General features: G+C 59.3%; 14 protein-coding genes and 1 pseudogene. 5 read left to right on the top strand and 10 right to left on the bottom strand.

Going from position 1 to position 14126, the window contains the following annotated elements:
- Nucleotides 1-97 precede the first annotated feature (97 nt).
- From paoC to paoA, 3 genes are read right to left on the bottom strand one after another with little or no spacing between them, the layout of a single operon-like run.
- The gene (gene paoC, locus ACIP66_RS10365) at nt 98-2296 is read right to left on the bottom strand and encodes an aldehyde oxidoreductase molybdenum-binding subunit PaoC (RefSeq protein ID WP_400647682.1); all 2199 of its coding nucleotides are present in this window, start codon (nt 2294-2296) and stop codon (nt 98-100) included.
- Nucleotides 2293-3246 (bottom strand): xanthine dehydrogenase family protein subunit M, encoded by a 954-nt coding sequence (locus tag ACIP66_RS10360; RefSeq protein ID WP_212549184.1) that lies wholly within the window; start codon nt 3244-3246, stop codon nt 2293-2295. The genes paoC and ACIP66_RS10360 overlap by 4 nt, the downstream gene beginning before the upstream one ends.
- Entirely contained in the window at nt 3243-3866 is a 624-nt protein-coding gene (gene paoA, locus ACIP66_RS10355) for an aldehyde dehydrogenase iron-sulfur subunit PaoA (RefSeq protein WP_159812444.1), read from the bottom strand. Before paoA ends, ACIP66_RS10360 begins: the two co-directional genes overlap by 4 nt.
- Before the next feature lie 435 nt (nt 3867-4301).
- On the opposite strand from paoA, the gene ACIP66_RS10350 reads away from it, so the two are divergent.
- On the top strand, nt 4302-4505 hold the full coding sequence (locus ACIP66_RS10350) for a hypothetical protein (protein ID WP_282358419.1): 204 nt from the start codon (nt 4302-4304) through the stop codon (nt 4503-4505).
- Nucleotides 4506-4543: 38 nt separating this feature from the next.
- Here the strand turns inward: ACIP66_RS10350 and ACIP66_RS10345 are convergent, their stop codons facing one another.
- The gene (locus ACIP66_RS10345) at nt 4544-4816 is read right to left on the bottom strand and encodes a hypothetical protein (RefSeq protein WP_400647678.1); all 273 of its coding nucleotides are present in this window, start codon (nt 4814-4816) and stop codon (nt 4544-4546) included.
- 286 nt (nt 4817-5102) lie between these two features.
- On the opposite strand from ACIP66_RS10345, the gene ACIP66_RS10340 reads away from it, so the two are divergent.
- Entirely contained in the window at nt 5103-6185 is a 1083-nt protein-coding gene (locus ACIP66_RS10340; protein ID WP_400647675.1) for a hypothetical protein, read from the top strand.
- A gap of 2 nt (nt 6186-6187) precedes the next feature.
- Complete coding sequence (locus tag ACIP66_RS10335; RefSeq protein WP_053119325.1) at nt 6188-6541, top strand: DUF1428 domain-containing protein; 354 nt, start codon at nt 6188-6190, stop codon at nt 6539-6541.
- Nucleotides 6542-6649: 108 nt separating this feature from the next.
- On the opposite strand, the gene ACIP66_RS10330 is transcribed toward ACIP66_RS10335, so the two are convergent.
- Nucleotides 6650-6844, bottom strand: coding sequence for a hypothetical protein (locus ACIP66_RS10330; protein WP_212545964.1), 195 nt, complete (start codon nt 6842-6844; stop codon nt 6650-6652).
- Nucleotides 6845-6951: 107 nt separating this feature from the next.
- Here ACIP66_RS10330 and thpR point away from each other — a divergent pair, with 107 nt between their 5' ends.
- The gene (gene thpR / locus ACIP66_RS10325; RefSeq protein ID WP_400647672.1) at nt 6952-7473 is read left to right on the top strand and encodes an RNA 2',3'-cyclic phosphodiesterase; all 522 of its coding nucleotides are present in this window, start codon (nt 6952-6954) and stop codon (nt 7471-7473) included.
- 245 nt (nt 7474-7718) lie between these two features.
- On the opposite strand, the gene ACIP66_RS10320 is transcribed toward thpR, so the two are convergent.
- The 5 genes from ACIP66_RS10320 to ACIP66_RS10300 form a co-directional block, all read right to left on the bottom strand.
- Nucleotides 7719-8816: a polyamine ABC transporter substrate-binding protein gene (locus ACIP66_RS10320; protein ID WP_159812438.1), complete on the bottom strand. Its 1098-nt coding sequence runs from the start codon at nt 8814-8816 to the stop codon at nt 7719-7721.
- Nucleotides 8817-9134: 318 nt separating this feature from the next.
- Nucleotides 9135-10007 (bottom strand): ABC transporter permease subunit, encoded by an 873-nt coding sequence (locus ACIP66_RS10315; RefSeq protein WP_212545962.1) that lies wholly within the window; start codon nt 10005-10007, stop codon nt 9135-9137.
- Nucleotides 10004-10885 (bottom strand): ABC transporter permease subunit, encoded by an 882-nt coding sequence (locus tag ACIP66_RS10310; protein WP_400647797.1) that lies wholly within the window; start codon nt 10883-10885, stop codon nt 10004-10006. The genes ACIP66_RS10315 and ACIP66_RS10310 overlap by 4 nt, the downstream gene beginning before the upstream one ends.
- Before the next feature lie 29 nt (nt 10886-10914).
- The gene (locus tag ACIP66_RS10305) at nt 10915-12057 is read right to left on the bottom strand and encodes an ABC transporter ATP-binding protein (RefSeq protein WP_053121089.1); all 1143 of its coding nucleotides are present in this window, start codon (nt 12055-12057) and stop codon (nt 10915-10917) included.
- Between the two features lie 345 nt (nt 12058-12402).
- The gene (locus ACIP66_RS10300) at nt 12403-13164 is read right to left on the bottom strand and encodes a gamma-glutamyl-gamma-aminobutyrate hydrolase family protein (protein ID WP_212545961.1); all 762 of its coding nucleotides are present in this window, start codon (nt 13162-13164) and stop codon (nt 12403-12405) included.
- 282 nt (nt 13165-13446) lie between these two features.
- Between ACIP66_RS10300 and ACIP66_RS10295 the strand changes: the two are divergent.
- Nucleotides 13447-14126: pseudogene (locus tag ACIP66_RS10295) on the top strand (glutamine synthetase); the annotation flags it as partial.

The following is a 14126-nucleotide window of genomic DNA, read 5'->3' as shown; positions in this document are numbered from 1 at the left end:
AACTCTCCCTGTAGGAGCTGCCGAAGGCTGCGATCTTTTGATCTCAAAAACAAGATCAAAAGATCGCAGCCTTCGGCAGCTCCTACAGGGATTTTGTTTAGATCATCTCGGGGAGTGAAGAGAGGATTTTATCCAGCGTAATCGGATACTCCCGCACCCGCGCGCCCGTGGCGTTATAGATCGCATTCGCCACCGCCGCACTCACCCCGCAAATCCCCAACTCACCCACACCCTTGGCCTTCATCGGCGAAGAAATCGGATCAGTTTCATCAAGAAAAACCACCTCCTGATGGGGAATGTCGGCATGCACCGGCACTTCATATCCCGCCAGATCATGGTTAACAAAAAAACCGAGCTTCTTGTCGATCGACAGTTCTTCCATCAACGCCGCACCGACGCCCATGGTCATCGCGCCGATCACCTGACTGCGCGCCGCTTTCGGGTTAAGAATCCGTCCCGCCGCACACACCGCGAGCATGCGCCGCACGCGGATTTCGCCAGTCGCCGCGTCCACAGCCACCTCAACGAAATGCGCACCAAACGTCGACTGCTGATATTGCTTGGCAAGGTCGGCAAATTCGATGCTGTCCTCGGCCACTAACACGCCGTTTTGCGCAGCATTACGCAGCGGCACTCGCTTGTCGCCGACGCGCACTTCACCGTCGACAAACTCAGCCTGATCCGCCGCCAACCCGAGCTTGCCCGCCACCGCTTCACGCAGTTTCATGCATGCGGCATACACCCCGGCGGTCGAGCAGTTGGCGCCGAATTGGCCGCCAGAACCCGACGAAACCGGGAAGCTCGAATCGCCCAGATGCACCGTCACGTCCTTCAAACCCACGCCCATCATCTCGGCGGCCGTCTGCGCGATGATCGTATAGCTGCCGGTACCGATGTCGGTCATGTCGGTTTCCACGGTGACTTTGCCGTCGCGCTCCAGCTTCACCCGCGCGCCCGATTTGACCAGCAGGTTGTTACGGATCGCCGCCGCCACGCCCATGCCGATCAGCCAGCGACCTTCGCGGCGGGTGCCGGGCTTCGCGTTGCGTTGGCTCCAGCCGAATTTATCGGCGCCGGTTTGCAGACATTCGATCAAGCGGCGCTGGGAAAACGGCCGCTCGGTTTTCACCGGATCGACCTGAGTGTCGTTGAGGATGCGGAACTGGATCGGATCAAGTTTCAGTTGCTCGGCCATTTCGTCCATGGCGATTTCCAGCACCATCAGTCCGGGCGTTTCGCCGGGCGCGCGCATGGAATTGCCTTCGGGTAGATCAAGCGGCGCGAGGCGCATCGTGACCAGACGATTTTCAGCGGCGTAGAGCAATTGACTCGGTTGCGCCGCGACCTCGACTTTGCCGTCCTCCAGGTTGCCCGACCAGCCTTCGTGGGCGATTGCCGTGAGTTTGCCGTCCGCCGTCGCGCCCATGCGAATGCGCTGAATAGTGGCGGGGCGGTGGGTGGTGTTGTTGGCCATTTGCGGGCGGGCGAGGGCGACTTTCACCGGTCTGCCAGCCATCCGTGCGCCGAGTGCAGCGAGGATGGAGTCGGCGCGGATGAACAGTTTGCCGCCGAATCCGCCGCCAATGTACGGCGAAATCAGGCGGACTTTTTCCTTCGGCAAACCGAGGGTGGTGGCGATATCGTCGACGCTCCAGGCGATCATCTGATTGGACGTCCACAGCGTCAGCTCATCGCCTTTCCACGCGGCCAATGTGGCGTGCGGTTCCATCATCGCGTGGGACTGATCCGGCGTCGTGTAGGTCTGATCGAACTGCACTGGTGCGGCTTCGAACGCCTTGGCGAAATCACCGTGGCTGACGTCGGGCAGTTCTTCTTTCGGCTCGACGCCTTTGTCGCGCACGCTGGCCAGATCGAACTCGCCAGTGGCCGCCACGTAATCAACCTTGACCATTTGCGCGGCGGCGCGCGCCTGTTCGAAAGTCTCGGCAACGACCAAGGCGACAGCCTGGTGATAGTGCTGAATCTCCGGCCCGGCAAGCAGGTGCGCGGCGTTGTATTTGCCCTTGCCGAGCTTGCCCGCGTTGGCGGCAGTGACGATCGCCAGCACGCCCGGCGCAGCTTTCGCGTCTTCAAGGTCGATGTTGTTGATCCGGCCTTTGGCAATGGCTGAGCCGACCATGAAGCCGTAAGCCTGATTGGCCACTGCCTCGTGTTGCTCGTAGGCGTACGGCGCCTGACCGCTGGTTTTCAGCGGGCCTTCGACACGGTCGGTGGGTTTGCCGATGACCTTTAACTGGTCGATCGGGTTGGTGGTGGCGGGCGTGTCGAATTTCATGCTTGTTCCCTCGCTTGCGCCAACACCGAACCGAGCGTGCGCTCGACCAGAGTCAGTTTGAATTGGTTGTCGTGGGTCGGCGTCGCGCCATCGAGCAGGCGTGCGCTGACGGCTTTTGCGCCGTCGGGCAGCAGCGCTTCGGCGGCTTCGACGCGCCACGGTTTCGGCGCGATCCCGCCGACAGCGATGCGGCCGCTGCCGTCCTTTTGCAGAATCAGGCCGACCGAGACCAGCGCAAATGCGTACGACGAGCGATCACGCACCTTGTGATAAATGTGCGTGCCGCCGACAGGCGCGGGCAGGGTCACGGCGGTGATGAATTCGCCGGGCGCGAGGCTGGTTTCGATGTTCGGCGTGTTGCCGGGCAACTGATGAAAATCGGCCATGGCGATGCTGCGGGTGCTGCCGTCGGGCTTCACCGTTTCGATCTGCGCATCGAGGGCGCGCATGGCGATGGCCATATCGCTCGGGTGCGTGGCGATGCAAGCGTCGCTGACGCCGATGATTCCGAGTTGCCGACTGACCCCGCCAATTGCCGCGCAACCACTGCCGGGCTGGCGTTTGTTGCAGGCCTGATTGGTGTCATAGAAGTATGGGCAACGGGTGCGTTGCAGCAGATTGCCGGCGGTGGTTGCCATGTTGCGCAACTGGCCGGACGCGCCGGCGAGTAAGGCGCGTGAGAGCAAAGCGTAATCCTTGCGCACGCGGCTATCGGCAGCCAGATCGGTGTTGCGCACCAGCGCGCCGATGCGCAAACCACCCTCGGGCGTGGCTTCGATCTGATCCAGCCCCAAGTGATTGACGTCGATCAGGTGCAGCGGGGTTTCGATGTCGAGCTTCATCAAGTCCAGCAGATTGGTGCCGCCGGCAATGAACTTGGCGCCTTCAATCTGCGCCGCTTGCGCAGCGGCAGCGGGGGAGTCGGCGCGGCTGTAATTGAACGGTCTCATGCCGGCACCTCCGCGACTTCAGTCATGGCTTCGATGATGTTCGAGTAAGCACCGCAGCGGCAGATGTTGCCGCTCATGCGCTCCTGAAATTCACTGGCGATCAGTTGCGGGGAATCCGTCAGGCTGGGGCTGACATGGCTGGGAATGCCATCGCGGATTTCTTTGATCACCGACACTGCCGAGCAGATTTGCCCGGGCGTGCAATAGCCGCACTGATAACCGTCGTGCTTGATGAACGCGGCTTGCATCGGGTGTAACTGGTCGGGCATGCCAAGGCCTTCGATGGTGGTGATTTCACTGCCTTCGTGCATCACCGCCAGGGTCAGGCAGGAGTTGATCCGCCGACCATCGGCAATCACCGTGCAGGCGCCGCACTGGCCGTGGTCGCAGCCTTTTTTGCTGCCGGTCAGGTGCAGGTGTTCGCGCAGGGCGTCGAGCAGAGTGGTGCGGTTGTCGACCTCCAGCGCCTGGGGTTTGCCGTTGACTTGAATCGTCACTTTGCTCATGGCGGGTTGCTCCAGGTTGGCCGCATAGGCCTTGAGGCTGATAAACGGGGGCATCGCGAAGGCTGTCGCGGTCACGGCGCCGAGGATTAAAAATCTGCGTCGGGAAATCGTCATGGTTCGATTCCTTGTCTCTCTCAATCAGGGCAGCGGGGTTGCGAATGGCCCAAACGGGCAGCCAGCGTGATCGCCGGTCTCGTTAAGGAGTGACCGCGGGGGGGAGGGAAAGGTTTTGTTGGATTTGCGCCAGACTGTTATGTGCGGTGTTAGGCAATCTTTTGGCGGGTTTGGATTTTGCGGTCACGGGGCTGGCCTCTTCGCGAGCAAGCTCGGCTCCTGCAAGGAAAGCGGCGATGCGTTGCGCTTTGTAGGAGCAAAGCTTGCTCGCGAAGGGCGCTACGCCGATCCGACAGGCCGACAAACGGTCGATAGTGGCCACTGAATCAACACGGTTTTGTCCGGTCGTATCTGCGGCTGCGCGCACCGTGTCCTGAAGGCGTGGGCAGCGTGGCCGATTCCGTCGTCAAGACCTTGGTTTTAGGGAAGTGTTGAATGAAGCGCGCTACAACGATATTGCTGACCGTGACCGCCGCCGTTTTGCTCGGTGGTTGTGTGGCGGATTTTGATGATGACCATCGCCATGGCCGGCACTACGACCGCGATCATGGCCGTGATTACGACCACGACCGGCGCTGGGACGATCGCGATGATCACCGCGACGGCCGTCGCTACTACCGTGATCGCGATGATGATTAATTGAATGAAAAAGGGCGCCCCGCGGGACGCCCTTGTTGTTAAAAGTGAGCGCTCGCCTGGACGCGGGATCGCGTAGGCACGGAGGCCTCGATGTCCAGCAAATGGGTGGCGAGAATGTCGCTCAGAAAACGGAACTGATCGTTGATTCCGACCACTTCATTGCTGAAGTGATTGATCGCGGCGGGCATCAGCAGATCTTCGAAAGCTTCGTTGAACACCAGCGCCTGCGTCTTGTGCGACACGTAGTGCTGGTCGTAGTAGTCGCTGCCGAACACCGGGAAACTCACGGAGAGTGTGATGGTGTGAATCATGATGTGAACTCCTCGTTGCGTCTCGGATGTGGCAATCGTGCCTTTGATGGGCGGTGGGCGGAAGGCAATCGTGGCGATGGTGGATATCGATGGCAGTGATGGTTGCGGTTTTGTGGTGAATTTGCTGGCCCATCGCGAGCAGGCTCACTCCTACAATTTGAAATGAATTCCCCTGTAGGAGTGAGCCTGCTCGCGATAGCGTCCGTCTTGTTACAACCAGACCAACGGCCCATCACCCGCACCTATACTCAAATCTGCCTCTTCCTGTTCAAAGGACTCCACCACCGTGAACTTGCGTGCGCTGCTCGTCGCCGCACTGTTTCTGCTGGCCGGCTGCGCCACGTCGGCCCGTGCCCCGGTGTCAGCGCCTAAAGCCGTGTTCGTCTCGCCTGCAACCTGGCAGCAGATCGACCGCGAGATCGTCAGCGCCTCTCAGCAGGCCACCGAGCAGGTCAAGCTGTTTGCCCGCGGTTCGATGGAACATTGGCGCATTCGCGTCTATGAGCAAACTGAAGAAAATTTCATCCCGTGGTTCAGCAGCTACTGGACGCAGGAATGGCTATCGATGAAGGTCAGTTGGTACACCGTCAGTGCCGGTGGCGAGCAGGACGCTTCCGCCAAACGCCTGGCAACGTATCTGCTTGAGCAGTATCAGAAAAAAGTGCTGGCGCCAGTGGCGGTGGAGGTCGACCCGGACGCGATTCTCGGTCAGGCCACGGCGTTCTATGCGCAGTTGATGGCCCGGCAGATGCCGCTCATCGCCCAGCGTCATGGCGTGCCGGTTGCTCAGCTCAATGGGCGGTTGCAGAAGATTCCGGCGATCGCGCTCGGCCCGCCACCAGCGCGCGATGCTTCGTTGTATCAAGTCATCAGCACCGAACCGCTGAACACGCTGCCGGCGTACGCCGCGCTCATCGACAAAATCCATACCGACGGCGGCGCCAAGGGCATTGCCTCGACGGACGCCGGCATGGCGCCGGTGGCCAAACGCGCGAGCCAGCGCATGGAAGCGGAGATGGCCCCGCGCGGAGCTGCCAGCGCCGTGGCAGCCGCCGCCGGTAAATTGGCCGGTGGGCTGATTTCGGTAGGTGTCGCGGGGATCCGCGCGATCATTCAGGCCAACGATCGCCCCGACAGCGAAGCGTTGATCCGCAACAGTCTCGGCAGCACCTTCGATAAGGCCTGGCTGAAACTGGTGCAGAACCCGACGACCGGCGTCATGGCCGGCACGCTGCACATGGCCGGTCAGGTCGAACGCAATCTGGGGGCGCGGGAGGAACCGTCGGTCGGCTTGGGCGTGAACCGTGTCGAATGGCAGCCGCCGGATTCGACTACTCAGCAGATCGAACCCAACGTACAAGGAGAATGATCATGGCTTACATCGATATTTTCGTGGCGCCTGTGCCGACTGCCAATCGTGAACAGTACAAACAACACTGCGTGATCGCGGCAAAACTGTTCAAGGAATACGGCGCGCTGAGCGTGGCTGAATGCTGGGGCGATGACGTGCCGGACGGCAAGCTCACGTCGTTTCCTATGGCGGTGAAACTCAAAGAAGGCGAAACCGTGGTGTCTGGCTGGCTGATCTGGCCGGACAAAGCCACCCGCGACGCGGGCATGGCAAAAATGATGGAAGACCCGCGCATGCAACCCGACGTCAACCCGATGCCGTTTGATGGGCAGCGCATGATCTACGGCGGCTTCCAATACCTCCTTGAACCTTGACCCCACACCATCCCCTGTAGGAGCTGCGGCACGCTGCGATCTTTTGATTTTGATTTTAAAAACAAGATCAAAAGATCGCAGCGTGCCGCAGCTCCTACAGGGATATCGTCACTCGGGTGAGGGGGTGATTCGGCAGCTTTTGCGCTGGCGAATTTCTTCGTCGCTTGGCCGTTCGCGGACGAATTCAAAACGCGGCTCACCCTCGCTGTAATGCACCAGCCAGCCCCATTCCAGCTCCTTTTCATCCTGCCCGGGATTCGGCGGTCGGGCCCACCATGGCTCTTTGCTGAGGATCTCGCGCATGGCGGCCTCCGTTTGATGGCAATCCTTGAACTATAGCTGCCTGTCGCGAGTCGTCAGTTCAGGCTGTGTAAAATCCGGCGGATTACCATGAACAGGGGAGCAGGGCCATGACCGATGAAGCGAAGCGACTGTTTTTCGCCCTCGACTGCCCGCCGGTGCAGCGCAAGGCAATTGCTCAGTGGCGCGGCGAGTTGGGTTTGCGCACCGGCAAACCGGTGCCGGCCGATAACTTTCATCTGACGCTGTTGTTTCTCGGTGCGGTGCCGTTGGCGCAGATCAATCAAGTTTGCGAAGCCGCCAGCAAAGTGCGCACGCCCGGGGAGGCGTTGAGGATTTCGCTGGATCGCTTGCAGGTCTGGCATCGCCCGGGCGTTTTGTCGTTGGCGCCTGATCAGGCCCCGCAGGCGTTGTTGCGATTGGTTTATGCGCTGGAGCAGGCGATGTTGCCCTTCGGTTTTGAAGACGCGCCTCGCGAGTTTCGCCCGCACCTGACGCTGGCCCGAGACTACCGGGCGCCGGAGCCGGAATCTGCCACGCCGCCGGAGTTCTTTTTGCGCGCAGAACGCTTCGCATTGTTTGAATCGCACAAGGGCCGTTATCGCATCCTGAAAGACTGGCCGCTGATTTGAGAGCACAAAAAAAGGCGCCCGAGGGCGCCTGAGAAATCACCTGAGCCGAGGGAGCCAGGTGAGGCCGTTCATAGAGAGGTTGCAGCGGTGGTAAGGCGCTGCGCGAACGGGAAATTTTTACACTGATCGTTCCTACGCTCTGCGTGGGAATGCCTCTTGTGACGCTCCGCGTCACGCTTTGGGACGCAGAGCGTCCCGGGCTGCGTTCCCACGCGGAGCGTGGGAACGATCATCGCGCGTATCAGTTATTTACCGAGCTTCACCCGGGTCCAGCCGCGCGTCATGATGCGCTGCGTGGCAATCGGTTGATCCGGCACGGCGTACAACGTCGCCATCACCGCGTCTGTCGGGTACGAGCCCGGGTCGTTGCGGATCGCTTCGTCCACCAGTGGCGTGGCCGCCGCGTTGGCGTTGCTGTAGCCGATGCTGTTGGTGACTTCGGCGATGATGTCCGGGCGCATCAGGAAATTCATGAACAGGTAGGCGTTGTCGACGTTGCTGGCATCGCGCGGGATGGCGACCATGTCGTAGAAGCTGCCGGCGCCTTCCTTCGGAATGCTGTAGTCGATCACCACGTTGTTGCCCGATTCCACCGCGCGGGCCTTGGCCTGCAGCACGTCACCGGAGTAACCGACCGCCACGCAAATGTTGCCGTTGGCCAGATCGGAGATGTATTTCGAAGAATGGAAATACGCCACATACGGACGGATTTTCATGAACAACGCTTCGGCTTCAGCGATGTGCGCGGTGTCCTTGTCGTTCACCGGGTAGCCCAGGTAGTGCAGGGCGGCCGGGAGCATTTCGGTCGGCGAATCGAGGAAGCTGATGCCGCACGCCTTGAGCTTCTCGGCGTTCTCAGGCTTGAACAGCAAGTCCCAGGAGTTGGTCGGGGCGTTGGCGCCGAGCACTTCCTTGACCTTGGCCGGGTTGAAACCGATGCCGATCGAGCCCCACATGTACGGGAACGCATGAGCGTTGTCCGGATCACTGGCGGCGGCGTTTTTCAGCAGCACCGGGTTGAGATTCTTCCAGTTCGGCAGCTTCGATTTGTCCAGCGTCTGATAGACGCCAGCCTTGATCTGCTTGGCCAGGAAACTGTTGGACGGCACGACGATGTCGTAACCGGATTTGCCCGCCAGCAAGCGCGCCTCAAGGGTTTCGTTGCTGTCGAAGACGTCATAGGTCACGCGGATGCCGGTCTCGTCTTCGAATTTCTTGACGGTGTCCGGCGCGATGTAATCGGACCAGTTGTAAACACGCAGCACCTTGTCGTTGGCCTGGGCGCCCATGACGATTGCGCCCATTAAGGACAGTGTCAGCAGAGTCCTGCCAAACATTTTCATCGGTACAACTCCATTCTTTTTATTCACATTACGTAAAGCCCCCTCATCCGACTGACCGAGGGGCTGACTACATTTTTGTAGGAACTGCGGCACGCTGCGATCTTTTGATTTTGCTTTTCAAGATCAACCGATCGCAGCGTTCCGCAGCTCCTACAGAATTACGGCTGTACATGGAACTATGTGGCGAGGGGATTTATCCCCGCTCGGCTGCGAAGCAGTCGCAAAACCTGAATACAGAGTTTTCAGGTAGAACTGCTGGGGCCGCTTCGCAGCCGAACGGGGATAAATCCCCTCGCCACAGTTGTTCATCAGTGTTGCTTAGGCAGTCGCCGTTGCCGGCTGTTGCCACGACTCATTCGCGGTCTGATCCATTGCTTCCTGAATCGCACGCTTGCGGTTGGCTTCTGCCTTGCGGCCGAAGTACCAGACGAGGAAGGTCACCAGCGACACCGCCAGCAGAATCAGGCTCGCCACTGCGTTGATTTCAGGCTTCACGCCCAGACGCACGGCCGAGAACACTTCCATCGGCAACGTCGTCGAACCCGGCCCGGACACGAAGCTCGCCAACACCAAGTCATCCAGCGACAAAGCGAACGACATCATGCCGCCCGCGGCCAGCGACGGCGCGATCATCGGGATGGTGATCAGGAAAAACACCTTGAATGGCTTCGCACCGAGATCCATCGCCGCTTCTTCGATCGACAGATCCAGCTCGCGAAGGCGGGCGGAGACTACCACTGCCACATAAGCGGCACAAAACGTGGTGTGGGCGATCCAGATGGTGACGATGCCACGCTCCTGCGGCCAGCCGATCAACTGCGCCATGGCCACGAACAGCAGCAACAGCGACAGACCGGTGATCACTTCAGGCATCACCAACGGCGCGGTGACCAGACCGCCGAATAGAGTGCGGCCCTTGAAGCGAGTTACACGGGTCAGCACGAATGCCGCCAATGTGCCCAATGCCACAGCAGCAATCGCGGTGTAGCAGGCGATTTCCAGCGAGCGCACCACCGAGCCCATCAGTTGCGTGTTGTCGAGCAGGCCGACATACCACTTGATCGACCAGCCACCCCACACCGTCACCAGTTTCGAGGCGTTGAACGAGTAGATCACCAGAATCAGCATCGGCAGATAAATGAACATCAGGCCGAAGATCAACATGAACTTGGAAAAACCGAAGCGTTTCATCCCCGTGCCTCCATCTCTTTGGCCTGGCTGCGGTTGAACAGCAGAATCGGCACAATCAGGATCAACAGCATCACCACCGCCAGGGCAGACGCCACCGGCCAGTCGCGGTTATTGAAGAACTCTTGCCACAGCACGCGGCCGATCATCAGCGTCTCCGGGCCACCCAGCAGTTCCGGAATCACGAACTCACCGACCACCGGAATGAATACCAGCATGCAACCGGCAATAATCCCGTTCTTGGCCAGCGGCACGGTGATTTTCCAGAAGTTGTTGAAGTTGCTCGAACCCAGATCCGACGCGGCTTCCAGCAGGCTGCTGTCGTGCTTGACGAGGTTGGCGTACAGCGGCAACACCATGAACGGCAGGTAGGCGTAAACCACGCCTATATAGACGGCGGTGTTGGTGTTGAGGATCTCGATCGGGTGATCGGTGAGCCCCGTCCACATCAGAAACGCGTTTAGCAGACCGTTGTTGCTGAGGATGCCCATCCACGCGTAAACGCGGATCAGGATCGCGGTCCAGGTTGGCATCATGATCAACAGCAGCAGGACGTTTTGCGTTTCCTTGCCGGTCTTGGTGATCGCGTAGGCCATCGGGAAACCGATCAGCAGGCACATCATCGTGCTCAGCGCGGCGACTTTCAGCGAGCCGAGGTAGGCCGACAGGTACAGCTCGTCTTCGCCGAGCATGGTGTAGTTGCCGATGTTCAGCAGCAGCTGGAATTTCTGTTCGGCGTAGGTGTAGATCTCCGAGTACGGCGGGATCGACAGCGCGGCTTCCGAGAAACTGATCTTCATCACCAGAAAGAACGGCAGCATGAAGAACAGGAACAGCCAGATGAACGGAATACCGATCACCAGTTTTCGTCCGCTGGGCACCAGGCGCAGGAATTGCTGATTGAAGGTTCTCATGAGCGCAGTACCACGCCGCTGTCGTCTTCCCACCAGACGTAGACTTTGTCGTCCCAGGTCGGACGCGCGCCACGGCGTTCGGCGTTGGCCATGAACGACTGGACGATTTTTCCGCCGGGCAATTCGACGTAGAACACCGAGTGGCCTCCGAGGTAAGCGATGTCATGCACCTTGCCTTCGGACCAGTTGTAGCGGAACTCCGGTTTAGTGGTGCTGACCAGCATTTTTTCTGGGCGGATCGCGTAGGTGATCGATTTGTCCTGCACTGAAGTGCTGACGCCGTGACCGACGTAAATTTTCTGCTGCAAGTCCGGGCTGTGGATGATCGCGTGACCTTCAAGGTCTTCCACCACGGTGCCGTCGAAGGCGTTCACGTTGCCGATGAATTCGCAAACCATGCGGCTGACCGGTGCTTCATAAATGTCGATCGGGCTGCCGATCTGCGCGATCCAGCCCAGGTGCATGATGGCGATGCGCTCAGCCATGGTCATGGCTTCTTCCTGGTCGTGGGTCACCATCACGCAGGTCACGCCGACGCGTTCGATGATTTGCACCAGCTCCAGTTGCATCTGCGAACGCAGCTTTTTATCCAGCGCACCCATCGGTTCGTCGAGCAGCAACAGCTTTGGACGTTTGGCCAGCGAGCGGGCGAGGGCGACGCGTTGACGCTGACCGCCGGACAACTGATGCGGTTTGCGTTTGGCGTATTGGGTCATGTGCACGAGGCGCAGCATTTCATCGACGCGGGCATCGATTTCACTGGCCGGCAAACGGTCCTGCTTCAGGCCGAAGGCGATGTTCTGCGCGACGGTCATGTGTGGGAACAGCGCATAGGACTGGAACATCATGTTGATCGGCCGCTCGTACGGCGGCATGTCGGTGATGTCCACGCCGTCGAGCAGAATCCGCCCTTCAGTCGGCCGCTCGAAACCGGCAAGCATGCGCAGCAGGGTCGATTTGCCCGAACCGGAGCCGCCGAGCAGGGCGAAGATTTCGCCCTGATGGATCTCCAGGGACACATCGTCCACTGCCGTGGTTTCGTCGAACTTCTTGGTGACACGATCGACTTTCACCAGAACCTTTTTCGGTTGCTGATGACCTTCAAGTGCCTTCCGGTAAGTGCTGGAGGCGTTTGCCATGTGAAACTCCCAACAGGTTTCGTTCGCTCAGCCAACGTGGCCGGGCTTAAGTGGATTGCAAGCCAGGAACAACCATCCCCCTCACACATATCCCTGTAGGAGCTGCCGAAGGCTGCGATCTTTTGATCTTGTTTTTTACAATCAACATCAAAAGATCGCAGCCTTCGGCAGCTCCTACAGGGGCCACATTTTCAGTGGGTTGTCCTGGCTTGTTCGGCGCCGCCGTCCTGGCTGCCTGGGTCGTACTTGTTGTTATTACGGGTGTTGCTGTTCACGAATGACGGATGTGCGCAGGCACACCCGACGTTCGTGGGGGCAGTAAATCGTGGTGATCTTTGGCTCGTGTCAGCGCTGGTTGCGCTGCGCCGCCCGTTGCCGGCAAGCCGCGCCGAATGCCTGGAAAATCTTCAGGTAGTTCGGGTTGTCCAGCACCTGCCATTCCGGATGCCATTGCACGCCGAGGGCAAAGGTCGGGCTGTCGGCGACCGAGATCGCTTCGATCAAACCGTCCGGTGCCACGGCTTCGGCACGCAGGCCGGGCGCGAGGCGGTCGATGCCCTGGCTGTGAATCGAATTGACCTGAAACTCACCCGGCAACTCGAGCGCTTCGAACACGCCACCGCCCAGTACCGTCACGGCATGCGCCGGCGCGTACTGCACGGCGAGTTCCGGGCTGTCGGCCTCGCGGTGATCAAGCATGCCCGGCAGCTCATGCACCTTCTGATGCAGGCTGCCACCGAACGCGACGTTCATTTCCTGAAAGCCACGGCAGATGCCGAGCACCGGAACGCCCGCCGCGATGGCTGCACGTAATAAAGGAAGAGTCGTGGCATCCCGCGCCGGATCGTGATCCGTGCCGGGTGCGCTGGCCGGGCCTTGATAGTGGAAAGGTTCCACGTTCGACGGCGAGCCGGTCAGCAACAGACCGTCGAGTTGACCGAGCAGGTCATCGATTTCAGTCAGGTTGCCAAGGGAAGGAATGACCACTGGCAACCCGTTGGCGCCAACGCTGACAGCACGTAAGTACTTGTCACCGCTGATGTGATAGGGGTGCAGGCCAATCTGTTTGACGCACGCTGTAACGCCGATCAATGGCTTGAATGCCATTTTTATTCACCTCGAAGTTTGACACTTGAACGAGCTTTTCCGGAGCTTATCCGCGTTTATTTTAATTAACAACTGCCATGTAAAAAATTCTAAACGCCGTTCATCAAATCTTCATGAATCTAGGGGCTTTGGCGCCTGTGTTGGCACGAGAGTGTTAATAAAAGCCCTAAAAATAAACCCTTGGAGGCCAGCTGTTCGCTATTGACTTCACTTTGCCTTTCGGATTGACTGGCTGCGCAACACGGTAGTGAACATAATAATTAACAGCTAAATAGGTGCATCATGTCGGTCCCTCTGCGTACCGTTCAACTCAACGAAGCAAACGCATTCCTTAAGAAATATCCTGAGGTTTTGTACGTCGACCTTCTGATTGCGGATATGAACGGTGTGGTGCGCGGCAAGCGCATCGAACGCACCAGTCTTCATAAGGTTTACGAGAAAGGCATCAACCTGCCGGCCTCGCTTTTCGCCCTCGACATCAATGGCTCCACGGTGGAAAGCACCGGTCTGGGCCTGGATATCGGTGATGCTGACCGCATCTGCTATCCGATCCCCGGCACCCTGAGCATCGAGCCTTGGCAAAAGCGCCCGACCGCACAACTGTTAATGACCATGCATGAACTGGAAGGCCAGCCGTTCTTCGCTGACCCGCGTGAAGTGTTGGCCAACGTCGTGCGCAAGTTCGACGAAATGGGCCTGACCATCTGCGCCGCGTTCGAACTCGAGTTTTATCTGATCGACCAGGACAACGTGAACGGCCGTCCGCAGTCGCCACGTTCGCCAGTCTCCGGCAAGCGTCCGGTATCGACTCAGGTGTACCTGATCGACGATCTCGACGAATACGTCGACTGCCTGCAAGACATCCTCGAAGGCGCGAAAGAGCAGGGCATTCCTGCTGACGCCATCGTCAAGGAAAGCGCCCCGGCGCAATTCGAAGTCAACCTGCATCACGTGTCCGTCCC

Origin of the sequence: Pseudomonas sp. NPDC088429 (genome assembly GCF_044753305.1) — a bacterium.
In the GTDB taxonomy this organism is placed as follows: Bacteria; Pseudomonadota; Gammaproteobacteria; order Pseudomonadales; family Pseudomonadaceae; genus Aquipseudomonas; species Aquipseudomonas rustica.
The sequence above is the reverse complement of the archived record's forward strand: the minus strand, read 5'-3'. Positions and strand labels throughout refer to the sequence as shown.